Origin of the sequence: Hydrogenobaculum sp. Y04AAS1, assembly GCF_000020785.1 — a bacterium.
GTDB lineage: Bacteria > Aquificota > Aquificia > Aquificales > Aquificaceae > Hydrogenobaculum.
In genome coordinates, this window is record NC_011126.1 from 727,963 (window position 1) to 752,960 (window position 24,998).

Here is a 24,998-nt window from a genome sequence, read left to right on the forward strand (position 1 = left end):
ATAGATTTCATAAAAAATTAACAATCTTATGGCACAATATATGTATGAGATTAGATAAAATAAAAGGCGTTGTTTTTGGTTTCTTGGTATATGGGCTTTTAATATCAAAAACTTCATTCTCAGAAGAAAAACCATTAGAGCTAACACCGGCTCAAGCAGTTTCTATCTTTATACACAACAACTACAACGTTTTAATAGATAAATACAACATAGATAAAGCTTACGCAAACTATCTTGAATCAAAAGCCCATACAAATCCAAGTATATACATGTCAAGCGTACAGCACGAAATAAGAAATGGAGAGTTAAGAAGTAGAGATTCCACATCAAACATAGGTATAGCTAAGCTTTTCAGAATGGGTGGCAAAAGAAGCCTAAATATGAAGTTAAACTATGCTCTTTACAAATCTTCTATTTTTACCCACGATGACAATGTAAGAAATCTTCTCATTGGATTTATGAGTCTATATTATCAAGTGATAATAGACAAAATAGCTTTAAGACAAGCTAAAGATGACCTTGATAATTATGAAAAAGTTTTAAAGATTGCAAAATATCAAAGAGATTACGGTTTTATATCAAATCTTGATTATTTTAAATTGTCTGTTTACAAAGTAAACCTTCAAAGTGCTGTATATCAAGCCCAGTCTCAATATAAAAATGATTTAAAACAGTTAAAAACCCTAATGAGAATAAAAAAACCTATACGATTAAAAGCTGGTTATCCAGTGGCATTTTTACTAAATCAAAAACCTAACTTGAAAAAATATGAAGAGCTTGCTTTGAATAGATTTGACATAAAAGCTGCAAGATATCAACTTCAATCAGATCTTTACAATTTAAAATTCCAAAAAGCCCAAAATATACCAGATTTAACCTTTAACTTTGAAATAGATACGGTGGGAATAGACTCGGAAGGTAGAAGATATCCTTTTATGATAGGTGCTGGGCTTACTTTTCCACTTCCTATATTTGATAGAAACGTAGGTGGTATACTAAACGCAGCTTACAGTATAAAACAAGATAAACTGATGCTAAAAAACTTAGAAAATACAGCTAAAACACAAACTTATCAAGCTTATCAAAACTTTTTGAGCGCACAAAAAACCTTTAGAGCTTACGTGGAGAAAAAGAAAGAAATTGAAAAAATCTTAGATATATCTCAAAAATCTTTTGCTTTAAGAGGTATATCCGTACTAGATTTGTTAGATGCAGAGAGAACTTATAAAGATTTTATGGCAAGTTACAGAAGTGCTTTGTATCAACTTATGTTAAGTAGAACACTTTTAGATTTTTATAGTAGGGGCAGCTTATGAAGACTAAGATTTTCAAAGGTATTTTTAGAGGTGCTTTTTTATCAGGTTTGGTTTGCATGGCTTTTACTAGTACTAGTTGCAACAACTCTAAAGCCTCAAACAACACTACCAATCAAAATGAAGTGAAATCCCCAGAGACAAACAATATAAAAATAGTAAAAGTAAAAGTTTCCACCTTTACTAAAAGCCTAAAACTCCCAGGCACTGTAAAATCTTCTCCAAATGGGGTTGTAAACGTTACTTCATCTGTGAACGGTGTTATAGAAAGAGTGCTTGTAAACATAGGCCAAAATGTCCACATAGGACAACCTCTTTTCTTGGTAAAATCTGCCGATGTGGCTAACCTATATTCAAATTATCTTCAAGCAAAAGCCCAATACGAGCTTGCTAAAAAAACTTACGAGCTTACAAAAAAGCTTTACACTATTGGTTCTATGTCAAAGTTTGATCTTGATAACGCTATAGCAAATCTAAAATCTTCCAAAGCCCTCATGGATGGATACTATGCCCAAATGCGTATAATAGGTTTAAGAGGTGGTGGTTCTTACGTAATGACAAAATATATTACAAGTCCAGCCGATGGTGTAGTAGCAAAATTAAACATACACCCTGGTGAAAAGATCATTGTAGATCCTTATACACCACTTGCTACGATAGTAGATACATCCCATGTGATGGTAGAAGCAGATGCTTTTAGCAAAGATATAAGGTTCATAAAACCTGGTCAAGAAGTGGATATCACAACATCTTCTTATCCAGGAGTTGATTTTAAAGGTAAGGTATTTTATGTAGGAGATATAGTAGATCCAAACACAAGGACTTACAAGGTTTATATAAATGTTCAAAACATACAAAACTTCCTAAAACCAAATATGTTTGTAAACGTAAAGATCATGCCAAATTCTGTAAATGCAATAGCAATACCTCAAAGCGCTTTAATATTTGACAACAATAAATTTTATGTTTTAAAGTATGAAAATGGAAAGTATAAAAAAACAGAAGTAAAAGTATATCAAGTAAAAGACGGCACAGCGTATATAAAGAGCGGCCTTAACGAAGGTGATAGCATAGTGGCCTCCGGAAGTCTTTTGATAAAGGGTTCTATAGGAGGAGAGTAAACCTATGAGGTCATTTATAAATTTTGTTTTACAAAATAAAATAGTGTTTATATTTATAACTGTTCTGCTTTTTATATTTTCTATATTTGGCCTTAAAAAGCTTGATGTAGAACCATTCCCTGATTACTCTCCGGTAGTAGTAGAAATTACCGCTATATACGCTGGACACTCCGCAAAAGAAGTAGAAAAGCAAGTGACTATACCTCTTGAAAGTGCTCTTTCGGCAATACCTTACGCCACTAAGATAAACACACTTTCTTTGTACGGACTTTCTGATGTGAAAGTTACATTTAGCTACGATATAAGCTATGATGCCGCTAAACAGCACGTTATAAATAGGCTTACCCAAGTTAATCTTCCACCAGGTGTACAACCAGTTATCCAATCAAACCCGGTGGGCGAGGTAATGAGATTTCAAGTAAGGGGCTTAAAACACCAATCTCTTATGTACTTAAGAACCTTAGCAGATTGGCCTATATGTAGGCAAATTAAAACTGTACCAGGTATAGAAGATTGCAATCCTATTGGTGGTTTTGAAAAGCAATATCAGGTAATAGTAGACCCTCAAAAGCTTGTAAAGTATAACCTTACACTATCTCAAGTACAAAACGCCATAGCAAACGCCAATATAAACGTAGGTGGCAATTACACAGAAATAGGAGAGCAAACATACACAATCCGTGGTATTGGGCTTATAAAAAATTTAAATGATATAAAAAATATAGTTTTAACAAACTACAACGGTACGCCTATCACCGTGGCAGATATCGGTAAAGTAAGAATAGGACATGCACCAGTCCAAGGTTACATGGGGCTTAGTATAAGAGAACCAAACGGAAAATGGTATTCAAGAAATCAAGTGGTAGTGGTAACGGCTGTTATGAGAAAAGACGCCCAGTCTGTACCTACTTTGAGAGCTTTAAACAAAAAAATTAAAGAATTAAACGAACAATACAAATCTCAAGGGGTGGAGTTGGTACCATATTACACAAGACAAACCCTTCTAAACGCTGTTATACATAAGATTAAAGAAAACGCCACAATAGGTATTATCTTGATACTTGCCATGGTGATTTTCTTCTTGGGAGATGTGCCAGTGGCTCTTATTGTTGCATCTGTAGTACCGGTTGCACTCATATCCACACTAGCTCTTATGGCTATAAGAGGTGAAGAAGCAAATCTCATATCTTTAGGAGCTGTAGATTTTGGTATTATCATAGATAGTGCTATACTTTTAGCAGAAAATATCTTTAGAATATCAGAAGAAAAAGATAATCATAACGCAGATTACGTTATAGCTTACGCTACAATGGATATAGGAAAACCAGTGTTATTTTCTATACTTATCATAATAGCTTCTTTTATACCACTTTTCATGATGAGCGGAGCCCAAGGGGTTTTGTTTAGCCCTATGGCAAGAACCTATGTATACGCTTTAGCTATAGCTATAATCCTTACTTTTACTTTTGTACCATCTGCTATAGGTCTTGTCAAAAAACAAATAGATAAAAAAGAACCAAAACTTCCCTTGTTGCTAACAAATTTTTATATTAAAATCCTAAAACAAATATTAAAAATAGCAAAACCTTTTGCGATAGTTAGTTTCATTGTAATAGCTATTATGCTGATAAGTTTCAAGTTTTTAGGAACAGAGTTTATACCAACCTTAGATGAAGGTAATATATACCTAAGAATTACATTTCCATACAGCATAGCTCTTTCTACATCCCATAAATATGCCAATGAAGTAAGACAGTATATGATGACATTTCCAGAAGTAATCTCAGCAGATAGTAGAGCCGGAAGACCTGAAGATGGTACCGATGACGTTGGCCCTTATGATACAGAATATTCTATCCAGCTTTTACCATATTCCAAATGGCCCTCTGGAATGACTAAGAAAAAGCTTGAAAATATAATGAGAAAGCATCTGGAAAAAATGTTTCCTGGTGGTGATGTAAACTTTTCTCAATATATCCAAGACAACTTTGACGAGGTGCTTTCTGGGGTGAAGGGTGAAAACTCTTTAAAAATATATGGACCAAATTTAAAAGAATTAGATAAATTAGGAAGAGAGATAACCCCAATACTAGAACATGTAAAAGGTATGGCAGATGTAGGAATGTATAAAGAATTAGGACAACCTGAGATAGATGTAAGGGTAGATAGAGAAAAAGCTGCAAGATATGGTTTAAATACTGGAGATGTTTTAAATATAATACAAGCTGCAATAGGAAGTTCTCCAGTGACAGAAGTACTAAAGGGTGATGAGCAATTTGATTTGGTTATAAGATTTCCCAAAGATTATAGGAAAACTGCTAAAGATATAGCTTCTATACCAATATTAACCCCCACTGGACAGCTTATTAAACTTGGTGATGTAGCAAATGTACAATATCATATAGGAGCTTTCTTTATATATAGAGAAAATTATCAAAGATTCTTACCTATAAAATTTAGCATAACCACATCAAACGTAGGGGGCGTTATCAAAAGCGCCAAAGAAGCTATAGCAAAATCTGTAAAGCTACCACCAGGCTATCATCTTGAATGGAGTGGCGAATACAAACAGATGATACAAGCTCAGCACCAAATGGCTATCATAATACCAGTGGCTGTTTTCATAGCTTTGGCTATTTTGTATCTTTACTTCAAATCTTTAAGATATACTTTTGTAGCTTTTTCAAGTGCGATAGTGGCTATAGGCACTGCTATAGTAACGCTCCTTGTCCTTAAAATGGCTTTTAGCGTTTCCTCTGCCATAGGATTTATATCTATAATGGGTGTTTCTATTATGAATGGTTCTGTCATAGTGACCCAGTTTATTAGACTTTATGAAAGTGGGTTATCAGTTTACGATGCTGTCATAGAAACTATGAAAGATAAGTTTAGACCTGTATTGATGACAGGTTTAGTGGCAGCTTTAGGACTATTACCTGCAGCTGTAAGAACAGGTATAGGCACACAAGTGCAAAAACCTTTGGCTGTAGTGGTAGTAAGTGGTATGAGCATAGGTACTATTGCTACCTTACTTTTAATACCAGTGCTTCTTTATATAATACCGCCAAAAGATTATGCTAAGTTTTAATCCCTCCCTCATACCTCACCTATGCTAATACTTTTTAACGGCTTAGTATCTGATAAAATTTGTAAAATAAAAGCCCCAACATAAAAAGCACATAAATTCTTAGAAATATCAAAGAAAACTTCACCCAAAAATTATACTTGCTCATAATCCTTAACCTCCTTGAAATAACGTCTGAAAAGCATACACTACAGAAAGCACCATAACAAACACTATTATCAAAGCCACAAACACGTTTGACCATAGATTGTTTGTATAGTTTCCCATAAGCTCTTTATCGTTTAAAAGCAAAAGTAAAAACAACAAGGCTGGTGGTAATAAAAACGTATTCATAACCTGTACAAGCAAGTTTATAACAATCAAAGGAGCATGTGGTATAAGAACTATACTACCAGCTACACTTACGCTAAGTATATAAATTGTATAAAACCATTTTGCCCTTTGAAAAGGTAAATTAAGGCTATGCTCCCAACCAAACACTTCTCCAAAAGCCCAAGAAGTAGAAAGAGCCAGTGTTACAGCAGCCACAGCACCAGCAGAAAAAAGCCCTATTGCAAATATAGTCCCAGCGTACTTACCTAAAAATGGTACAAGAGCTCTTGCTGCTTCCGAAGCATCTTGTATGTTGTTGTAAGGTGGATGTCCGTATAAAGTAGCGCCGGTGGTTATTATGATTGAAGCAGCTACTATAGCAGTACCAAGGCTACCTATAAACGTATCTATTCTTCCTATTTTTATATCATTTATACCCATCTTTCTATCCACCACAGCGCTTTGTTGGAAGAAAAGCATCCAAGGGGCTATAGTGGTACCTATGTTTGCTATAAAAAGTGTTAGAAAGGTAGGTGAAAATATATCTATACCTTGAAATGTAAAAGATTTCAACACCTCATTTATATCTGGATGGGCTTTTATAGCCGCTGGTATGAAAACTAGCTGCAAAAGGGCAAAAGCTATTAGAGATTTTTCTACAAACATGTATCCACCGCTTAAAACAAGTAGTATCATAGCTCCAACAGCTATTGGAATAGTCACTTCGTAAGGAAATCCAAACACCATTTTGACAGCGGCACCCACACCTATAAACTCGGTAACGAGCGTAAAAGTGTTTGCAATAAAAAGGTCTGCCAAAGAAAACATACCCCAAAACTTACCAAATTTCTTGTATATAAGTTCAGCATGTCCTTCTTTTGTAACAGCTCCGAGTCTTACAGTCATCTCTTGAACCACAAAAGCAAGAAGTGACATTATAACTACAGCTCCTACCAACGTATATTTTGTTTGAGCTCCTGTAACGGCATACGTAGTAATGCCACCAGCATCGTTATCTGCCATCATCACTAAGAAGCCAGGCCCAAGCATCCAAATAAACCAATATAGTTTGTTTAACCACTTTAGTTTTTTTGCTTGCACTCTCATCATTTTACCTCCTAGGTTTATTTAAAACTGTGCATTAACTCTAAGCCCATAAACCCATAAAGGACCTCTGTTTTTATCATACCCTGGATGTCTTATGTATTGAGCATCTGGAGATATGGATATATATTTGTTTAGCTGATATTTGTAGTAAGCTTCCATTATTTCTTCATAGCCATAGTTAAATTGTCCGTCTTGACCTGAGCCTACAAAGAATGAAGATGATGGTTCGTTGATGGTGCCTGATTCCAAATATCTTTTGTGGGTGTTTGAAAGACCGTTTATTCCAAGCCCTATGCCAAGTTGGTCTTTTGGTCTTTTCCAATGAACGCCGTTTATAGAAATACCACCTGCTATGTCTCTATCTACATCGGTATAGGCAAGATCTTCTGTTTGTCCGTTGTTAAAACCAGCTCTTAAAAAGAGTCCTGTTTTATCATCATCTGCTATAGGTTGTTCTAAGTTTAGGAAAAATCCCCATTTGTATCTTTTGTGATCTTTTGACTCTGTGCATATAACAGGGTAATCATACCCTGCCAAAGCTCCATTTGGCCCAAATTCTGTGTAATAACAAGGGCTATTTGGAGAATAATAATAGCTAAAATTATCCATAGCCTCAGTATAGCTTCCCATCCTACCGTAGTTTAACATGCCAAGAAGCCTTATCACAGTTCCTATGTCGTTTGGTCTTAGTGAAAGTTGTGTATTTAGACTGTAAGCTCCAGACTCATCGTAGGTGTTACCGTTTGCCATGGTAGGTTCTGCTCCTAAAGCTATTTTAAAAGAGTAGTGTTTTTTAACAACACCTGATTCTATACCTACTGTGTATCCTCTTGTATCTGCTCCGTAATCCCAAGCTACGTTGTAGTTAAAATCATAGTTTAAAAACTGAGTTCTTGGAGAGTTAGCATATCGGTTATTATCAAAATCATCTGATATGGAAAACTTTCCTATCTTTACATAAAAATATTCTTTTGGATAGTACCCTGGAAGCTGATCTGGAGCTCTTCCTTCATATTCCAAAGATTGAGATAGGGCTTTTGTGTATATAATATAAGCTCTTGCTATATATGGGTTTTTGCCAAGGTTAGATGACCCTGCTCTTATGTAAAGGGAGTTTGGATAACCACCTATTCCTTGACCACCACCTATGCCGTTTCCTTTAAAAAGCTGTATATCAAGATAAGCTTGGATATCTTTTGTAATCTGTGCCCCTGTGTATAAACCGTAAGACTGGGTTAGTTCTTCTGATCTTCCACCACCGTTGTTTTTATATGGATTGCCAAAGGTCATAGGTCCTTCATAAGGGGAGTTGAAGTTTGTAGAGTATTGACCCACAAATGTTGCCTTCATACCTAAGAATTGAGGAAACCAAGGGGGAAGGTTTTGTGCTGTTGCAATTTCACAAAAAATAGACCCTACCAATAACATTTTGAAAATTTTCATAATAAACCTCCTTATAGAGCTCTAAAACAGAGTAATTTTTTAACCCTAAAAATTAGTTTAACAGCGAATTTTTAAGGTATTGTTAAAAAAGTAAAAAATTTAGATTTTACTGGGAGGTTTATAAGAAGAGATCCTAAAGATTTCCTTTATGATTTCGAAAGCACACCATAGCCTATTTATGGTATCACAAACTTATCTATTTGACAATGATATATATTAGATTTTCATCATTTTGCTTTTCTTACTTTCTATATAGAAAAATAAAATGATAGTAATAATTACAGAAAACGAAACAGCATAAAAGGAAAATCTAAACACTTCTGTCACACCGTAAGCTTCTGATATTAGCATTTGAAATTTATATAAAATAGCTTTTGCCAATATTTTTGAATCAAATTTTTCTTCAAAAAGCCTAAAACCAACACCGTTAAAAGTCCTTGAATCATTTATGTAATCAAAGTTTTTTGCACTATAAGAGGTTATTATGTTGGTAGCTATAGAAGTACCAAGTGAAGCTCCTATGAGCCTCATATACCCGTAAATGGCTGTAGATAATCCCATAAGCTCTGGTTTTACAGAGTTAAAAGCTATTTTTAAAATCGGTGCAAAGAAAAGTCCCATACCAATACCAACAAGAAGCATATATAAAGTAATGTCATGTTTTGGAGTATAATAGTCTATGTTAGATAAGAAGAAAAACAACGTTATCATCAAAATTGCCTCTGAAGAAAATATCAGTATAGCTGGATTTATTTTATCCGCCAGCTTACCACCTATGAGAGAGAAAACCCCTATTCCTATAGCGTAAGGGAATATATGAAGTCCCGTTTGAAAAGTGCTGAGGTCTCTAATCCTTTCAAAATATATGGGTATTGTATATACTGTTTGAAAAAATGTAAGCCCTTGCACTAAAACAAACACGCTTACTGCCAACGTAAATTCCAAATTTTTGAAAATTTCAATACCCACAAGCTTATTCTCAAATATTGTTTCTAAAAGCAAGAAAATCAAAAAAGATAATACAGAGATTGTTAGAAAATATATAGATTTTATGTTTGAAAACCATCCCCATTTTTCACCTTTTGATAAAAGTATAATTGATGATATACTAAAACAAGAAAGCGCCAAAAAACTCCATATATTAAACATGGTTTTTTGGCTTTTAACATGATAAGAAGGTAAAAACGATACACCCAAGGCTAAAAGCAAAATGGATATTGGAACGTTTATATAAAAAATAGCGCGCCAGGATATGTATTCTACCAAATATCCCCCTATTGTTGGTCCAAGCCCAGGCGCAAAAGACATACCAAGGGCGTATATACCCATAGCCCTCCCTCTTTCTTCTTTGGAAAAACTCATTTGTATTATAGCTTGACCAGAAGGTATAATAAGCCCTTCTCCTATACCTTGAGCGCTTCTAAAAAGTATCATTTCAAACAACGAATGAGACTGACCTGCTAGCACGCTACCAAGCGTATAAAATATAAGCCCTGATATGTATACTTTTTTAAAACCGTGCATTCCTGATATTGTATTGAAAGCCAACATAGTTATAGCTGTAGATATTAAATAGCTTATAGAAACCCACTCTATACCAAACAAATCTGTATGAAGAGGCGCTATCATCCTTGGCATTGCTACGTTGACGCTTGTGGTACCAAGCACCACCATAAACACACCTAAAGACACTATACCTACATAAAACCATTTCATGACTGACCAATCATATTATTATATCAAATACTCTATATCAAAACAATGGTGTATAATATGTTTTATGGAAAAACTTGAAAACGGATGGACCAAAAACGGCAAAAGTATAACAAAGACATACTTTTTAGAAAACTGGGATAATATTACAGAATTTCTTATCTTCATTACAAATATTATAAAAGAGCTTGACCATCACCCTGATATTCTTTTTCATACAGCCAGCAAAAGCATCACAATATTTTTAACTACGCATAGTTCAAGCGGTATTTCTGAAAAAGATTTTGAATTTGCAAAAAGACTCGATGATTGGATGATAGAACATACCCAATAAGCTAATGTCTAAAAAAGAATTATTTACTTATACGCTGCTTTCTTTTTATTTTTTCTTTCTTGGCAACAACATACTTTCAATCACCTCTCCAGATGAAGGAAGAAACCTATACGCCGCTTCTTACATGCTTCAGACTGGACATTTTCTAACGCCTATGTTTAACTGTCATTTTAGGTTTGAAAAGCCCCCTATGCTATACTGGGTTAGTGATTTGTTGTTTTTAATATTTGGAGTTCATGATTGGCTTGCAAGAGCTGTTTCTGGTATTAGCGCTTTTATAGTAGGTATTTTTACATATAAAATAGCAAAGGATATATATAAGCTTGAAAATCCTTTTTACGCATCTTTGGTGCTTTTTAGCATTACACATCTTTGGATAGAATCAAGAGCCTATGTCCCAGAGATGCTTCTTACGGCTTTTGAAATAATAGCCATATACTATTTTCTAAAAGATAAAATAAGCTTAGGTTATCTTTTTATGGGTCTTGCTACACTCACAAAAGGACCAGTTGGTACCGCTGTAGTGCTTATGGTGATTATTACTCTAAAAAGAGATATTAAGTATTTTAAAAAGCTCTTAGATCTAAAAAGCATACTACTTTATATCTTGGTGGGCTGGAGTTGGTATTTTTATATGGTTTATAAATATGGATTTTACTACATATATAAATTTTTTATAAGAAACAATATAGATGTCTATACAGGGCAAAAAAATATACACCTTTACCCGTTTTATTATTATGTAGTTGTGCTTCTTATAGCCCTAATCCTATGGGTCCCTTGGTTTTATAGCTTTTTTAAAAAATATATAAAAGATAAATCAAAAACTGCCACAGATATGCTATTATGGTCTTTGGTGGTACTCTTATTTTTTACTCTGTCCAAAAACAAACTACATCATTACATAATAAGTATATATGTCCCTATCTCGATATTTATATCTATTTATGCACCAAAAAAGCTAATAAAGTTTAACGTGTTTTTATCAAGCATCTTGCTTTTCATACTTTTTATACTTGCTTATCGCTATGAACAAGAACGCTTTGTCCCAAAAGCTGTATCTATACTAAAAGCCCAGAAACTACCAGTTTATTACGACAACGCTCATCTATCAGCTATGGTATACTATCTAAACACCTGCATAGACTCTTTACCAAAATACACACCAAAACACTACTTTGTAATATCAAAAAACCCCCCAGATAAAATGCCATCTTTTAAGCTTTTAACAAAAGGCATAGAGTTTGACGGCAAGTATTATCTTTACGAGAGATAATTCTTGACAAAATATCAAATCTTAATTATAATAGAAGCCAGAAAATTTTAGGAGGAGATGTATGTTTAAAAGAAAACTCAGCATAACAAAATTAGTAATTGGCTCGGTTTTTGCTTTGTATACTTGTGCTTCCTTTGGTTCTGAGTCGGGCGGTCTATTTCATACTAAAGCAGCAAGTAAAACTAGCGCAAGTGGGCTTTCTGCAGGTAATGTTAAGGTTTTTACCAGAATGAGTTCTAGTATTTTCTTACAACCAGTACCACCAAGTGAAAAAGTTATCTATGTGCTTGTAAGAAATACTTCAACAGCTAGTAACATAAATTTTACTAAAGATTTAGTAAGCGTTTTAAAAAAAGAAGGTTATACCGTTACAGACAATCCACAAAAAGCTTATTTTATATTGATGGCAAACGTATTATATATAGGTAAAGAAACAAAAGATCACACCGTAGCTGGAGCCTTAGCTGGAGGTTTTGGAGGAGCCGTGGTGGGAAATGCTGTTAGCTCCGACGGTGAAGGCTCCTTAGTAGGCGGATTAGTTGGTTCCTTAGTGGGTGGATTAGTAGGACATATGATTCAAAAAGATTCATATATGATGGTTGTAGATGTACAATTGGAAGAGAGAGCTCCAGGAACATACACAACGACATCTACTCTAGCTAGCCAAGGTACAAATACAACTATATCAACACATAATGCTGCTATTAAAGGATGGCAAATATACAGAGACAGGGTAGTTTCTGGAGCTCAGGCTACTAACTTAGAATTTGCTTCTGCTGAACCAGTTCTAAAAAAACAAATGGCTCATTCTATAGGTAACTTATTACCATAAAAACAATTTTTTATAAAGCGGTAATAGCTCAATGGTAGAGCGGCTGCTTCCCAAGCAGCAGGTTGCGGGTTCGAATCCCGTTTACCGCTTTTATAAATTATAAATATCTATCTTGTTTTCGTATATAGCCTTTCCTACCACTACCCCGTTTACTACAGTTTTTAACTTTATTACATCTTCTAAAGAAGCTACACCACCAGAAGCTATTATAGGCTTTGTGGTACATTTTTTAAAATCCTTATAAGGGTTTATGTCTACTCCGGTTAGTGTGCCATCTATATTTATATTGGTATAAAGATAGGATTCTATAGGGTAATTATCGTATATTCTTGCCATATCGCAAGGACTTATACTACTTTCCTCTTCCCATCCTCCTATAGCTACTTTGCCATTTTTAGCATCTACGCTTAAAATTATTCTATCTTTGTATAATTCTAAAAGCCTTATAAACTCTTCTTTATCTTTAACCGCCAGCGTCCCTACTATGATATAATCAGCACCTATTTCAAAAAGGGCTTTGGCAGTTTCTAAGCTCCTGATACCTCCACCTATTTCTACCTTGGCATCGTTTTTTTGTTTTAGCATATCTTCTAAAAGTTTTAGGTTTTTAGGAATACCAACTTTAGCCCCGTCTAAATCCACTATATGAATACGTGTAAATCCAAGATCTACAAAAAGCTTAAACTGATCTATAGGATTTTGCCTATACACTTTTACATTTTCAAATTTTCCTTCTTTTAACCTTACTACAGCCCCGTCTTTTATGTCTATAGCTGGTATTATAAAATCTTTCATAGCAAATCTATGGCTTTTTTTAGTTTTTCCAAGGTTGTATCTACAACGTCTTTTGTATGAGCGGTTGATAAAAACCATGCTTCAAACTGAGAGGGTGGCATCAAGACACCTTCTTTTAAAGCGTTTCTAAAAAACTTACCAAAAAGCGCTGTATCTGAGGTTTTTGCGCTTTTAAAATCTATGACATCTTTATCTGTAAAAAATATAGTAAACATAGAAGCAATTTCATTTATTCTATGAGGTATGCCTTTTTCTGAAAGCATTTTTGAAAGTGTATAAGTAAGATAAGCCCTTAATTCTGATAGTCTATCGTATATGGCAATATCTTTAATCAAGGTTTTTAAAATAGCAAGCCCAGAAGCTACAGATATAGGATTTCCAGAAAGAGTGCCGGCTTGATAGATTGGGCCTTCTGGAGCCACTCTTTCCATAATATGGTTTTTAGCCCCATATGCACCTATTGGCATTCCACCACCTATTATTTTGCCATAGCATACGATATCTGGCTCTATACCAAAGTATTCAGCAGCTCCTCCTAAAGCCAGTCTAAACCCTGTTATCACCTCGTCAAATATTAAAAGAGCATCGTTTTCTTTTGTTATATCTCTTAATTTTTTAAGCCAAGATTCTTTTGGAAGCACAACGCCCATATTACCAGCTACAGGCTCTACCAATACAGCCGCTATTTGATTTTTATATTTTATAAAAGCTTCTTCTAAAGCGTTTTCATCATTGTAATCAAGCACAATTGTAAGGGCTGCAAACTCTTTTGGTATACCTGGAGTCCCAGGTATTCCAAGGGTAGCAACACCAGAACCAGCTCCCACCAAAACACTATCGCTAAACCCATGATAACATCCATCAAACTTTATTATATATGGCTTGTTGGTAATACCCCTTGCAAGCCTAATAGCAGACATCACAGCTTCGGTGCCACTTGATACAAATCTCACCTTATCTATAACTTTTGAGGCTTTTATTATAAGCTCTGATAGTTCTATCTCATACATGTTTGTGATACCAAAAGAGTTTCCCTTATCAAGGGCCTCCATTATCTTTGATACCACTATTTCGCTTCTATGTCCAAGTATGAGGGGTCCAAATGAAAGCATGTAGTCTATGTACTTCTTACCTTCTATATCTTCTACAAAAGCTCCAAAACCCCTATTTACAACTATAGGCTCAGCCCCTACAGATTTGAAAGCTCTTACCGGAGACGATACGCCTCCAGGCATATACTTTTTTGCCAATTCAAAAGCTTCTTTGTTAGTCATACAAATATTATATAGCAATCTAATCTAGAATTCTCTTTCTATCATAACCCAAGTGGAATACTCTGTCTTTGAGCTATATTCTTGAAGACTGGCTTGTTCTCCTATACCAAGCATCCATCCAGAAATATGGTACTCTACTTGCGGCATCAAAAAACCCTCTAAAGCATGTTTATCGTTATATAAATATTGATTGTCAGCTTCTGCTTCCAATTGCACAGCAAAAGACGATGTTATATCTCTACCCAAGGATATATTTACAAAATATCCATTCGTTGCTTTGTTTGACAATTTTTCCGTATAACCAAACTCCCCTGTAGAAAAATATGGATACGACAATACTCCATACTCTATCTGTTCTGCTAAACTGTTACCAGTTGAAGCTATGCTGTTTGGTATCGGTGAATAACTAAATTCTGTTTCAAAGGTGAGTAGATAAGCCTTACCTTCCTGAAAATCACATTTTCTTAAAAGCAGTACCTTTGGTCCTATAGTAAACGTTCCTATTCCGCTGTTGCCTTTCCCTATGGGATAATCGCTTACATAAGACGGTAGGTCTATCTCCGCTCCTAATCTATTTGAGAACTTAGCCTCTACTTCTGGATAAAAGCTAAACTGACCATTCTTGTTGTTGCTAAATTGTGCAAAACCATAAACGGCATTTTCTATCCAAGGTTCTTCTATGCCAATAGCTTTTATTATGTAGTCATCTACATCACATTGTTCAACATAAGAATCAGCATTTGCCATATTAATTAAAATTACGATCATCAGCATTGCCATAAACACTTTGCTCATAAACAACCTCCTATACATTTAAAATTAAATGATAATAATATACAATCTCAATATTAAATTTGTATGATTTTATTCTCTGTGTGTTATTGTTTTTTAAAGGCTTGTAATATATAATATATGTAATGATAAGGCTAAAATATTTTATTTTGCCATATGTAAGAGGAGGGTAAGTATGCTTGTATTTGGAATTCATTGTCATCAACCTATAGGAAACTTTGATTACGTATTTGAGGAAGCCTATGAAAAGGCTTATAGACCTTTTATAGATTTTTTTTACAAGCACGAAGATTTTAAGCTTTCAGCACATTTTAGTGGAATTCTTTTTGAATGGTTTTTAAAAAATAAAAAAGATTTTATGGAAAAATTGGCAGATATGGTCCAAAGAAATCAGCTGGAGATAATAGGCGGTGGTTATTACGAACCTATACTTGCATCCATATCAAAAGAAGATAGAATTCTTCAGATAAAAAAACTAAACAACTTTTGCAAAAATACACTTGGTAAAAGCCCAAAAGGTATATGGTTAACAGAACGTATATGGGATACTTCGGTTTTACAAACCATAATAGAGCTTTCTATGGATTATATCATCATAGATGATTATCACATAGTTTCTGCTGGTTATCCTTTTGAAGAAGGCTTTTATTTTACAGAAGATGAGGACAAAAAAGTAAACCTTGTACCCATAGACAAAAGGCTTAGATATAAAATTCCTTTCGATGAACCAAAAAATGCAGTAGATTTTATCAAAAGCCAAAAAACCTCAATTATAATAGACGATGGTGAAAAATTTGGCATATGGCCATACACATATAAAACAGTATACGAAGAAAGATGGTTAGACAGGTTTTATGAGCTTTTAAAACAAGAAAATATAGAGACCAAAACTATATCTGAAGCCCTAAAGGACGCTCATAAAAGGTTGGTTTATCCAGCATCAGTTTCTTATGAAGAGATGGGACATTGGGCGCTAAATTGCGAAGATGCTATAGCTTACCAAGAGGCCAAAGAGCAGTGTAAAAGGTTTGAAACGTTTATAAAAGGTGGTATTTGGAAAAACTTTTTCACAAAATATCAAGAATCAAACTACATGCACAAAAGAATGCTTGAGGTTTCAAAAAAATCTTCTAAAAAAAGAAAATCTTCTAAAAAAGATTACATATTAAAAGCCCAGTGCAACGATGCTTATTGGCATGGAATATTTGGCGGCATATATTTTCCTCATTTAAGAAGAGAGGTTTGGAACAACATAATAAAAGCTGATTTTGAAAACAGTTCTCATGAGATTGTTAAAGAGGACATAGATTTTGATTGGGAGCTTGAGGTAAAATTAAAAGATAAGGATTTTATAGTGGTGGTATCGGAAAAAGGCATCATCAAGGAGCTTTCCAAAAAAGAGGTAGGCAACCTAAACGTATGTCTATCAAGGTATAAAGAATTTTATCATTTTATAAGTGAAAACCAAGAAAAAGAAGAGGGAAAAACCATCCATGAACTCAAAAAAGATATATCAAAATACAAAGACCTGATAGCTTACGATGATAAACCAAGATTTTTTAGCTACGACAGCATAGACTGGAATCTTATAGATGTAAAAGAAAACACTATAACATTTCAAAAAGAAAACAACAAAAAGATTATAAGGATTGAAGAAGGAGAATTTATATTAGAATATAACTTAAAAGATGAACTAAACGTAGATATAAACTTAGGCATTCATAGTATAAACTTAGACCCCTACGAGATAGATTCTAATCATATATCTTTTGAAGCTTTTGAAATAGATAAAATTAACATAGATTTTTCTAAAAACCAAAAACTAAAAGTATACCCTATAAAGACGGTGTCTCAATCCGAAAAAGATTTCGATGTTATAACTCAAGGCATATGCATTAGCTTTTTAGCTGGAGGTGAATTATCCGTAGAGATATCATGTTAGGAATTGTGGTGGCTTTTTCTCTTAGCGCCTGTGGTATAAAAGCCCCACCAAAACCCCCAGAACCACCTCAAGTTTTGGTAAAACGTATTGGAAACTACGTTTACATAAAACCTGTTGGAAATGAAAAGTTAAAAGTAAAAGGCTTTTCTTATGAAAACGGTATTTTTTTTAAAAAAGATAAATCTTCAGCTTGCTTTGAAATAAAAGGCGCCGAATCATCCTCTTTATACTGTGTACCACCAGCTATAGAGAAAAGACCTATCGTATTAAAAGCATACAGAAAGCTTAGAATACATCTTGAGTTAAGTGGTTTTAAACGCTTTAGACTTTACAAACATATTCCCGGCAAACCCTTTAATCCGTTTCAAGAAAGCACTGTGGTAGGCAAAAAGGCCATGCTACCAATAGATTTTTCCGCTTTTTGCTATGCTATTACAGGACTTGAAAATGGCATAGAATCACTTCCAGAAGAAGTATGCTTTAGGCAACAAAAACCCCCTACACCAAAAACACCACAAAACGTCAACTTCATGGTCTACAAAAACAAAATTTATATATATTGGGAGCCAAACGAAGACAGTGGCTATACTATCGGTTATCTTGTTTATAAAAACGGTAAGCTTTTAACCAAAAAACCAATTCATTCAAATGTATTTGTAGACAAGCTTCCAAAAGGTTTTACAGTATACGATATACAGGCTGTAGGAGAGTACAACACCAAAAGCAAACCAGCAGAACTACAGATAACACTAAAAGCTCTAAAACAAGCCCTAGGACTCTAAAAATGTAAGATTAAAGGCGGTTCCGACGTTTGGAGTAGAAGATACATCTATGTTTATTTTTAAAAGCTTTGATGCATGTTTTACTATAGCAAGACCAAGACCTGTACTTTTATAAGATCTATCTTTTGACACGCTGTAAAATCTTTCAAAGATAAAAGGAAGGTGCTCTTTCGCTATTCCAATACCGGAATCCTCAATTGTAAGTGTTAGTTTGTCTTGTTTTTTTACACTTATCTTGATATACCCATTTTCTTTGTTGTATTTGATAGCGTTATCTATAAGATTTTTTAGTATTATGTTTAAAAGCTTTTTATTGGTTCTGATTGAAACAGACTCTATATCCGTGTATATCGTTATTGATTTATTTTTTATATATGGTTGAAACATATCTAGGTTTTCCTGGATTAAGCTTTTAATATCTACATAATCTTCAAGCTTTATATTGTCTTCCATGGATTCTACAAAAGAGAGCGTAAGCATGTCGTTTATCAACTCTTCCATTGATTCAGTAGCATTTTTAGCTTTTTTTAAGAACTTTATCATCGATTCATCGCTTTCTTTTTCTATAGCTATATCTAATACACTCTTTATAACACTAAGGGGTGTTTTTAACTCGTGGGATGCATTTGCTATAAACTCTCGCTTTGCTTTTTGATACAACTCATAATTTGTTATATCCCTCATAAAAAATACATTGGTATCTTTCAAAGATTTTTTGTACAAAACATAAGTTTTTTCTTTGTAGTTTATTTTAATAGTTTCGTTTTCTCTCAAAAGCCCTATACTGGATATTAAATTAAAAGGTCTTAAGACCTCATAATAAGATTTATTTCTATATTCTGGTAAGACAAATCCGCTTTTTATGGCCGAAGTATTTGCAAAGATTACAAAGTTTTTCTTGTCTATTAGAAAAATAGGGTCTTCTTGCAAATCAAGTATGCCCTGAGTTAGATTCATAATATGTATTTTGATATTTCAGGGTCCTTGGCAAGGTCTTCTAACCTTGAAAGCACAAATTTATCGTCTATTATAATATGCTGACCTTCCATGTCAGGAGCATTAAAAGATATGTCTTCTACAAGTTTTTCCATTATAGTGTATAACCTTCTAGCACCTATGTTTTCATCTTTAGAATTTATATATTCTGCTATCCTTGCTATTTCTTTTATCGCTTCATCTGTAAAATCTATATCTACGTTCTCGGTTTTAAGAAGCTCTTTGTATTGCTTTGTAAGTGCATTTTGAGGTTCTCTAAGTATTCGCTCAAAATCTTCCATAGTAAGGGCTTTTAACTCTACTCTTATAGGAAACCTACCTTGCAGTTCTGGTACCAAATCAGATGGTTTTGCCATATGAAAAGCCCCAGCCGCTATGAAAAGTATATGATCGGTTTTTACAGGGCCATATTTGGTATTAACAGTAGTTCCTTCTACTATAGGAAGTAAATCTCTTTGCACACCTTCTCTTGATACACTATGTCCAACACCTTCATGCTTTACCGCTATTTTGTCTATCTCATCTATAAACACAATACCAAAGTTTTCAGCCAAAAAAACAGCCTCAGACTCTAAATCTTCCTTGTCTATAAACTCCTCTGCCGCTTCTTGCTCCAATATGTTTAGAGCATCTTTTACCTTTAGCTTCTTCTTTCTTCTACCACCAATACCACCGAGTAGATTTCTAATTTGTTTGTCCAAATCTTCTAAGCCCTGCAATCCCATTACCTCTATAGCTGGCATGCTTTGTTTTTCTTGAATATCTATCTCTATCAACTCATCGTCGTATTTACCGGATTTTATACCGTATATAGCTTCAGAAATGCTTACATTCTTCAAAGAAGATATTTTTTGAGCCACTTTTCTTATAGCTTCTTCCCTTGCAACGTCTTTAACTCCATCGGTCCTTTCTTTTTTCACAAGCTGATAAGAGATATTCACAAGCTCCCTTATCATAGATTCTACGTCTCTTCCTACATAGCCTACTTCCGTATATTTTGTAGCTTCCACTTTTAAGAAAGGTGCCTTTATGAGATTTGCCAACCTTCTTGCTATCTCTGTTTTACCTACACCGGTGGGTCCTATCATCAAAATATTCTTAGGAGATACCTCATCTCTTATGTGCGGTGGGAGTTTTTGTCTACGCCAGCGATTTCTTAAAGCTATTGCCACTTGTTTTTTAGCTTCTTGCTGGCCTATTATATATTGGTCTAAATAATTTACTATCTCTTTTGGTGTTAGGTTTTTAAGAAGCTCTTCCCTATTTTTCATCTTCTTTCTCTTTTGATTCGTCTTTTGAAGGTTGATATGCTATTATTGTTTCTTTTGTAAACTTTATCTTTGTGTTGGTATCCACCTTTAACGTTATGGTATCATCAGTTATATCAGATATAACACCCCATATACCAGATGATGTGATAACTTTATCACCTTTTTTCAGATTTGATAAAAATTCTTGGTGTTTTTTTCTTTGAGTCTGCTGTGGTTTAATAATAAGAAAGTAAAATATTACAAATATTATACCTATAAATACCAACTGTGCTAAAATCGGTCCCATTGGATTTCCATTCATAAAAACTCTCCTTTAAATATTTTTCCAGTAATCTTCATAAGCTACCCAGATATACGGTAATATATATTTTATATTATTCCATTCTTTTATATATTTTTTTCTTTTTTTATACGCTTTTTCATTGGTAATACCGTATATTTCTTTTGACTCTTCTTCAAAGGATTCCAAATCGTTTTCCAATATGTATTGTGCAAGCATATTACCTGAGACAACCGCCTGAGGTATGCCACCACCTGTTATAGGATGACAAAATCCTCCAGCGTCTCCACATAAAGCCACATTAGAACTTACCAAAGTATCTATACCATCCAAAGGCAAAAACCCACCTGAACTTTCATCGCAATTGTTTTCTATAAAACCCATAGATACCGCATCTTTTATAAAAAGCTCCAACACATATTTTGGATCGTCTTTAAAAGCTGTATCTATACCAATACCTACATTTGCATAGTTATTTTTTGGAAATATCCACCCATAACCACCCTTTATATACTCTCTAAACACTATAACTATGTCTTTTAACGGTTCTTTTAGTTTGCATCTTCTTTGAGCACACACCGCTAACTCATGTTTTTTTGAAAACACCTTTTCCATCACACTTGAGCGAGGTCCGTCAGCCCCTACAATATAATCAAACTCCACATAATATACATCGTCTTTGGCTTTTAATATAGCGGTATTTTTATCATAAAAGCCAATAAATATTGTTTTTAAAAAAGCTCTTGCTCCGCTTTTTATCGCTTCTTGAAAAATATTTGCATCAAAAACCTTTCTATCCACCATAACACCTTTTGAGCCTGAATACACTTTTTTGTTGTCCGGTTCTATAGTAAGCATATTTTCTATCTCTTGAACTACTGAATTTTTAAAGTAGTCTTCAAACTTTTTTTGCATAAGCTGTTTCGGAATAAACTCAGCACATTGGACTGGCACACCTATAGTTTTCCTTGAGTCCACAATGATTACATCAACGCCTTTTTTGGCAAGCTGGTGAGCAGCGCTTGAACCAGCAAGTCCTCCGCCTATTATAAGAACATCTGTTTTAAACTTTTTTGGCATTTGCCTGATGTTTGTTTAATTCTTTCTTGATGTATTTACCCATTTTAAAATATGGTAAGTAACGTTCTGATACCAGTGTTTGAACGCCAGTTCTTGGATTTATAACCATTTTAGAAGGCTTTTTCTTCAATAAAAAAATACCTAATCTTCTTAATTCTATACGCTCATCTTGTATAAGACCTTCCATTATAGCGTCTAAAAAGTACTCTATCACAAGCTTTATATCCTTTTGGCTATAATTCGTATACTTATCTATTTGTTTAATAATATCTGATTTCTTCATAGATTTAAATTATACCATAGGTTATTCTACAGTTACAGTCTTCGCTAGATTTCTTGGTTGGTCCACGTCAAGCCCTAGCCTGTTTGCCACTTCGTATGCTATAAGCTGAAGAGGAAGCACAGTCAAAAGAGGATACAGGTCTTGCTCTTCTATGTCCGGTATACCTATGAAATGCTTTGATATATTTCTTAAATGCTCATCTGAAGCGTTCCCTATCACTATAAGCTTTGCTTTTCTAGCTAAAACCTCTTCTATATTGGAAACCGCTTTTTCGTACAGCTTATCCTTTGGCGCCACGAATATAACTGGCATATTTTCATCAATTAAAGCTATAGGACCGTGCTTCATCTCACCAGCAGCATATCCTTCTGCATGTATATAAGATATCTCTTTTAACTTCAGAGCTCCTTCTAATGCTATTGGGAAAGAAAGGCCTCTTCCTAAATATATTGCATTTTTAGCATTCGATAGCTCCCTATAAACGCTATCGTTTAAATCGACACTTTGAAGAAAATCTTCCATCTTTGACGGCACATGAGCCAGCATATCGATCTTATTTGCATACTCTTCGTAAGTTAATAGACCTTTAGCATAGCCCATAAAAACAGATAAACCGTATAAAACAGCTATTTGAGCGCTGAATGTCTTTGTAGCAGCTACACCTATCTCTGGACCTGCATGCGTATAAATACTATAATCGCTCTCTCTGTCTAAAGAACTACCCACTACGTTTACTATCGATAAAACTTTTGCACCATTTTCTTTAGCGTATTGAGCCGCAAACCTTGTATCAGCAGTTTCTCCAGATTGCGATACGGCTATAAAAAGCGTATTTTCGTCAATTGGAATATCTTCATATCTTTGTTCTGAAGCGTAGCCCACTTCCACTGGTATTCTAGCATACTTTTCTATCAGATACTTGCCTATCAGAGATGCATTGTAAGAGCTACCGCAAGCGCTCATAACAATTCTATTTATACTGTTTATATCAAATGGAAAATTTATCTCTTCAGATAAAAATCCCCTTACGGTATCTGATATTACCCTTGGCTGTTCGTATATCTCTTTCAACATGAAGTGTTTGTATCCAGACTTTTCCGCTGATACTATATCCCAGGGAACAAATATAGGATGTTTAGTTTTAATTATACCGTTGAAATCGTAAATGCTTATCCCTGTTTTTGAGATATCTGCTATCTCTTTATCTTCTAAAACAATTATTTGCTTTGTATAAGGTAAAATAGCAGGAATATCAGAAGCTAAAAAGTTTTCATTTTCCCCAACACCTATCACAAGAGGACTACCTTGTTTAACACCTATTATCCGCTCTGGTTCATACTTTGTAATAACCGCAAAAGCAAAAGCCCCTCTTAAAAGTTCAACGGCTCTTTTGGTGGCTTCAAGCAAATCACCTTTATAATATTTTGCTATTAAATGAACTATAACCTCTGTATCGGTCTGGGATTTAAATGTGTAGCCCTCTCTTATAAGCTCTTCTTTTAGTTCTTTATAGTTTTCTATTATGCCATTATGTACTATAGCAAAAGAGTTTGTAGGATCGGTATGTGGATGCGCATTTTCTATGGAAGGAGCACCGTGGGTTGCCCATCTAGTATGACCTATACCACAATTTGATTTGGAAGTTCTGCCCCATAGAGCTTTTACCAACTCCCTTATTTTACCAACCTCTTTTTGAACAAAAATATTGTTGTTTTCTATAAGGGCAATACCAGCAGAATCATATCCTCTGTACTCAAGCCTTTCTAATGAACTTAGCAAAATAGGCAAAGCTTCTGCGTTTCCTACATATCCTACTATACCACACATATCAATTATAAACTTTTATTATATTATAAAAGGAGTCTCTTTGTACAGGAATCTTGGAAGCTCCTTTTATAATGCTTACAAGCTTGTCTACCGTTTTACCGTAAGTTTCTGTAGAACCAGCCGCATGCACAACGAGTTCTTCTTCTAAAGTTCCATCTATATCGTTTGCGCCAAAATTTAGAGCTATCTGAGCTAACTTTTCTCCTAAGGTTATCCAATATGCTTTTATGTTATCGAAGTTATCTAGAAAAATCCTTGACATCGCTATGGTTTTAAGATCATCCACAGAAGATGTCCTCTCGCCACCGAGAGATGTCCCTTTTGGATGATAAGCTAAAGGTATAAATACTTGAAAACCTCCGGTTTTGCCCTGCAAATCTCTTATTCTTTTCATATGATCTACTCTTTCTTCTATGGTTTCTATATGTCCATAAAGCATCGTAACGTTTGATGGTATACCTAGTCTATGGGCAGTTTCATGTATTTCAAGGTATTCTTCCGCGTTGGCTTTGTTTGGTGCTATTATGTTTCTCACCCTATCGGCAAATATTTCAGCACCGCCTCCTGGCAATAAAGACAAGCCAACTTCTTTTAATTCAAGGAGCACATCTTCGTAAGTAGATTTTGATATTTTTGCTATGTGGTCTATTTCCACCGCTGTATAAGCTTTTATGACTATGTTTGGAAAGTTTTCTTTGACAACTTTTATTAGGTTTACGTAATCTTCTCTTTCCCAATGCGGTGGCAATCCGCCAACTATGTGTACCTCTGTTATACCGTTTTTGTAAGAGTTTTCTATTTTTCTTAACACCTCGCCTATGCTAAGTTCAAAAGCTCTTTCGTCTGACTTTGAAACACCAAAGCTACAAAATTTGCATTTGTATACACATATGTTTGTAGGGTTTAAATATCTGTTTACTATAAAAAAAGCTCTGTCTTGATTTTTTTCTTTGTTTAACTCGTTTGCTATATACCCTAAAGCGCTTAACGGAGCATTTTTATATAAAAAAACAGCCTCTTCCTCTGTCAATCTTTCTTTGTTTAAGGCTTTTTCCAAAAGAAAAGATACTTCTTTATCCTCTAAAAGCTCAATCATTCTAACCTCCTTAAAAAGCCGAATAAAGATATATTAATAAAAGT

Annotated in this window: 21 protein-coding genes and 1 tRNA gene; 9 read left to right on the plus strand and 13 right to left on the minus strand. The window is 34.4% G+C overall.

Features of this window, described 5'->3' with window-relative positions; genetic code table 11:
* Nucleotides 1–44 precede the first annotated feature (44 nt).
* The 3 genes from HY04AAS1_RS03975 to HY04AAS1_RS03985 are packed head-to-tail and all read left to right on the plus strand — an operon-like array spanning nucleotide 45 to nucleotide 5,522.
* Complete coding sequence (locus HY04AAS1_RS03975) at nucleotides 45–1,316, plus strand: TolC family protein (protein ID WP_012513833.1); 1,272 nt, start codon at nucleotides 45–47, stop codon at nucleotides 1,314–1,316.
* A complete protein-coding gene (locus HY04AAS1_RS03980) occupies nucleotides 1,313–2,434 on the plus strand; it encodes an efflux RND transporter periplasmic adaptor subunit (protein ID WP_012513834.1) in 1,122 nt (373 codons plus the stop codon). The genes HY04AAS1_RS03975 and HY04AAS1_RS03980 overlap by 4 nt, the downstream gene beginning before the upstream one ends.
* Before the next feature lie 4 nt (nucleotides 2,435–2,438).
* Nucleotides 2,439–5,522, plus strand: coding sequence for a CusA/CzcA family heavy metal efflux RND transporter (locus HY04AAS1_RS03985; protein WP_012513835.1), 3,084 nt, complete (start codon nucleotides 2,439–2,441; stop codon nucleotides 5,520–5,522).
* 150 nt (nucleotides 5,523–5,672) lie between these two features.
* Here HY04AAS1_RS03985 and HY04AAS1_RS03990 read toward each other — a convergent pair whose 3' ends face one another.
* From HY04AAS1_RS03990 to HY04AAS1_RS04000, 3 genes are all read right to left on the minus strand, one after another.
* Nucleotides 5,673–6,941, minus strand: coding sequence for a divalent metal cation transporter (locus HY04AAS1_RS03990; RefSeq protein ID WP_337954097.1), 1,269 nt, complete (start codon nucleotides 6,939–6,941; stop codon nucleotides 5,673–5,675).
* 18 nt (nucleotides 6,942–6,959) lie between these two features.
* Nucleotides 6,960–8,381 carry a carbohydrate porin gene (locus HY04AAS1_RS03995; protein ID WP_012513837.1) on the minus strand — a complete coding sequence of 474 codons (1,422 nt, stop codon included), beginning with the start codon at nucleotides 8,379–8,381 and terminating at the stop codon, nucleotides 6,960–6,962.
* Nucleotides 8,382–8,597: 216 nt separating this feature from the next.
* A complete protein-coding gene (locus HY04AAS1_RS04000; protein WP_012513838.1) occupies nucleotides 8,598–10,097 on the minus strand; it encodes a DHA2 family efflux MFS transporter permease subunit in 1,500 nt (499 codons plus the stop codon).
* Nucleotides 10,098–10,161: 64 nt separating this feature from the next.
* Here HY04AAS1_RS04000 and HY04AAS1_RS04005 point away from each other — a divergent pair, with 64 nt between their 5' ends.
* From HY04AAS1_RS04005 to HY04AAS1_RS04020, 4 genes are all read left to right on the plus strand, one after another.
* Nucleotides 10,162–10,428, plus strand: coding sequence for a 4a-hydroxytetrahydrobiopterin dehydratase (locus tag HY04AAS1_RS04005; protein WP_012513839.1), 267 nt, complete (start codon nucleotides 10,162–10,164; stop codon nucleotides 10,426–10,428).
* A gap of 4 nt (nucleotides 10,429–10,432) precedes the next feature.
* On the plus strand, nucleotides 10,433–11,704 hold the full coding sequence (locus tag HY04AAS1_RS04010; protein ID WP_012513840.1) for a glycosyltransferase family 39 protein: 1,272 nt from the start codon (nucleotides 10,433–10,435) through the stop codon (nucleotides 11,702–11,704).
* 61 nt (nucleotides 11,705–11,765) lie between these two features.
* The gene (gene traT / locus HY04AAS1_RS04015) at nucleotides 11,766–12,536 is read left to right on the plus strand and encodes a complement resistance protein TraT (protein WP_012513841.1); all 771 of its coding nucleotides are present in this window, start codon (nucleotides 11,766–11,768) and stop codon (nucleotides 12,534–12,536) included.
* 17 nt (nucleotides 12,537–12,553) lie between these two features.
* Nucleotides 12,554–12,625 (plus strand) — tRNA-Gly (locus tag HY04AAS1_RS04020).
* A gap of 1 nt (nucleotide 12,626) precedes the next feature.
* On the opposite strand, the gene hisA is transcribed toward HY04AAS1_RS04020, so the two are convergent.
* The 3 genes from hisA to HY04AAS1_RS04035 are packed head-to-tail and all read right to left on the minus strand — an operon-like array spanning nucleotide 12,627 to nucleotide 15,400.
* Entirely contained in the window at nucleotides 12,627–13,331 is a 705-nt protein-coding gene (gene hisA / locus HY04AAS1_RS04025) for a 1-(5-phosphoribosyl)-5-[(5-phosphoribosylamino)methylideneamino]imidazole-4-carboxamide isomerase (RefSeq protein WP_012513842.1), read from the minus strand.
* Complete coding sequence (gene hemL, locus HY04AAS1_RS04030) at nucleotides 13,328–14,605, minus strand: glutamate-1-semialdehyde 2,1-aminomutase (protein WP_012513843.1); 1,278 nt, start codon at nucleotides 14,603–14,605, stop codon at nucleotides 13,328–13,330. Before hemL ends, hisA begins: the two co-directional genes overlap by 4 nt.
* A 24-nt stretch (nucleotides 14,606–14,629) precedes the next feature.
* On the minus strand, nucleotides 14,630–15,400 hold the full coding sequence (locus tag HY04AAS1_RS04035; protein ID WP_012513844.1) for a hypothetical protein: 771 nt from the start codon (nucleotides 15,398–15,400) through the stop codon (nucleotides 14,630–14,632).
* Nucleotides 15,401–15,572: 172 nt separating this feature from the next.
* Here HY04AAS1_RS04035 and HY04AAS1_RS04040 point away from each other — a divergent pair, with 172 nt between their 5' ends.
* Together HY04AAS1_RS04040 and HY04AAS1_RS04045 are read left to right on the plus strand one after the other, a co-directional pair.
* Nucleotides 15,573–17,339, plus strand: coding sequence for an alpha-amylase/4-alpha-glucanotransferase domain-containing protein (locus tag HY04AAS1_RS04040; protein ID WP_012513845.1), 1,767 nt, complete (start codon nucleotides 15,573–15,575; stop codon nucleotides 17,337–17,339).
* On the plus strand, nucleotides 17,333–18,121 hold the full coding sequence (locus HY04AAS1_RS04045; RefSeq protein WP_012513846.1) for a hypothetical protein: 789 nt from the start codon (nucleotides 17,333–17,335) through the stop codon (nucleotides 18,119–18,121). The genes HY04AAS1_RS04040 and HY04AAS1_RS04045 overlap by 7 nt, the downstream gene beginning before the upstream one ends.
* On the opposite strand, the gene HY04AAS1_RS04050 is transcribed toward HY04AAS1_RS04045, so the two are convergent.
* The 7 genes from HY04AAS1_RS04050 to mqnE are packed head-to-tail and all read right to left on the minus strand — an operon-like array spanning nucleotide 18,110 to nucleotide 24,954.
* A complete protein-coding gene (locus HY04AAS1_RS04050; protein WP_012513847.1) occupies nucleotides 18,110–19,078 on the minus strand; it encodes a HAMP domain-containing sensor histidine kinase in 969 nt (322 codons plus the stop codon). The genes HY04AAS1_RS04045 and HY04AAS1_RS04050 overlap by 12 nt on opposite strands.
* Nucleotides 19,075–20,388: an ATP-dependent protease ATPase subunit HslU gene (gene hslU, locus HY04AAS1_RS04055; protein ID WP_012513848.1), complete on the minus strand. Its 1,314-nt coding sequence runs from the start codon at nucleotides 20,386–20,388 to the stop codon at nucleotides 19,075–19,077. The genes HY04AAS1_RS04050 and hslU overlap by 4 nt, the downstream gene beginning before the upstream one ends.
* Nucleotides 20,378–20,689, minus strand: coding sequence for a preprotein translocase subunit YajC (gene yajC, locus HY04AAS1_RS04060; RefSeq protein ID WP_012513849.1), 312 nt, complete (start codon nucleotides 20,687–20,689; stop codon nucleotides 20,378–20,380). Before yajC ends, hslU begins: the two co-directional genes overlap by 11 nt.
* Before the next feature lie 12 nt (nucleotides 20,690–20,701).
* Nucleotides 20,702–21,748 carry an NAD(P)/FAD-dependent oxidoreductase gene (locus tag HY04AAS1_RS04065; RefSeq protein WP_012513850.1) on the minus strand — a complete coding sequence of 349 codons (1,047 nt, stop codon included), beginning with the start codon at nucleotides 21,746–21,748 and terminating at the stop codon, nucleotides 20,702–20,704.
* The gene (locus tag HY04AAS1_RS04070) at nucleotides 21,732–22,031 is read right to left on the minus strand and encodes an HU family DNA-binding protein (protein WP_012513851.1); all 300 of its coding nucleotides are present in this window, start codon (nucleotides 22,029–22,031) and stop codon (nucleotides 21,732–21,734) included. Before HY04AAS1_RS04070 ends, HY04AAS1_RS04065 begins: the two co-directional genes overlap by 17 nt.
* A 21-nt stretch (nucleotides 22,032–22,052) precedes the next feature.
* Entirely contained in the window at nucleotides 22,053–23,858 is a 1,806-nt protein-coding gene (gene glmS / locus HY04AAS1_RS04075; protein ID WP_012513852.1) for a glutamine--fructose-6-phosphate transaminase (isomerizing), read from the minus strand.
* 1 nt (nucleotide 23,859) lies between these two features.
* The gene (gene mqnE / locus HY04AAS1_RS04080) at nucleotides 23,860–24,954 is read right to left on the minus strand and encodes an aminofutalosine synthase MqnE (RefSeq protein ID WP_012513853.1); all 1,095 of its coding nucleotides are present in this window, start codon (nucleotides 24,952–24,954) and stop codon (nucleotides 23,860–23,862) included.
* Nucleotides 24,955–24,998 lie beyond the last annotated feature (44 nt).

Coding starts and splice junctions, on each gene's coding strand:
- HY04AAS1_RS03975 (WP_012513833.1), top strand. CDS start 45: ATGAGATTAGATAAAATAAAAGGCGTTGTTTTTGGTTTCTTGGTATAT.
- HY04AAS1_RS03980 (WP_012513834.1), top strand. CDS start 1,313: ATGAAGACTAAGATTTTCAAAGGTATTTTTAGAGGTGCTTTTTTATCA.
- HY04AAS1_RS03985 (WP_012513835.1), top strand. CDS start 2,439: ATGAGGTCATTTATAAATTTTGTTTTACAAAATAAAATAGTGTTTATA.
- HY04AAS1_RS03990 (WP_337954097.1), bottom strand. CDS start 6,941: ATGATGAGAGTGCAAGCAAAAAAACTAAAGTGGTTAAACAAACTATAT.
- HY04AAS1_RS03995 (WP_012513837.1), bottom strand. CDS start 8,381: ATGAAAATTTTCAAAATGTTATTGGTAGGGTCTATTTTTTGTGAAATT.
- HY04AAS1_RS04000 (WP_012513838.1), bottom strand. CDS start 10,097: ATGAAATGGTTTTATGTAGGTATAGTGTCTTTAGGTGTGTTTATGGTG.
- HY04AAS1_RS04005 (WP_012513839.1), top strand. CDS start 10,162: ATGGAAAAACTTGAAAACGGATGGACCAAAAACGGCAAAAGTATAACA.
- HY04AAS1_RS04010 (WP_012513840.1), top strand. CDS start 10,433: ATGTCTAAAAAAGAATTATTTACTTATACGCTGCTTTCTTTTTATTTT.
- traT (WP_012513841.1), top strand. CDS start 11,766: ATGTTTAAAAGAAAACTCAGCATAACAAAATTAGTAATTGGCTCGGTT.
- hisA (WP_012513842.1), bottom strand. CDS start 13,331: ATGAAAGATTTTATAATACCAGCTATAGACATAAAAGACGGGGCTGTA.
- hemL (WP_012513843.1), bottom strand. CDS start 14,605: ATGACTAACAAAGAAGCTTTTGAATTGGCAAAAAAGTATATGCCTGGA.
- HY04AAS1_RS04035 (WP_012513844.1), bottom strand. CDS start 15,400: ATGAGCAAAGTGTTTATGGCAATGCTGATGATCGTAATTTTAATTAAT.
- HY04AAS1_RS04040 (WP_012513845.1), top strand. CDS start 15,573: ATGCTTGTATTTGGAATTCATTGTCATCAACCTATAGGAAACTTTGAT.
- HY04AAS1_RS04045 (WP_012513846.1), top strand. CDS start 17,333: ATGTTAGGAATTGTGGTGGCTTTTTCTCTTAGCGCCTGTGGTATAAAA.
- HY04AAS1_RS04050 (WP_012513847.1), bottom strand. CDS start 19,078: ATGAATCTAACTCAGGGCATACTTGATTTGCAAGAAGACCCTATTTTT.
- hslU (WP_012513848.1), bottom strand. CDS start 20,388: ATGAAAAATAGGGAAGAGCTTCTTAAAAACCTAACACCAAAAGAGATA.
- yajC (WP_012513849.1), bottom strand. CDS start 20,689: ATGAATGGAAATCCAATGGGACCGATTTTAGCACAGTTGGTATTTATA.
- HY04AAS1_RS04065 (WP_012513850.1), bottom strand. CDS start 21,748: ATGCCAAAAAAGTTTAAAACAGATGTTCTTATAATAGGCGGAGGACTT.
- HY04AAS1_RS04070 (WP_012513851.1), bottom strand. CDS start 22,031: ATGAAGAAATCAGATATTATTAAACAAATAGATAAGTATACGAATTAT.
- glmS (WP_012513852.1), bottom strand. CDS start 23,858: ATGTGTGGTATAGTAGGATATGTAGGAAACGCAGAAGCTTTGCCTATT.
- mqnE (WP_012513853.1), bottom strand. CDS start 24,954: ATGATTGAGCTTTTAGAGGATAAAGAAGTATCTTTTCTTTTGGAAAAA.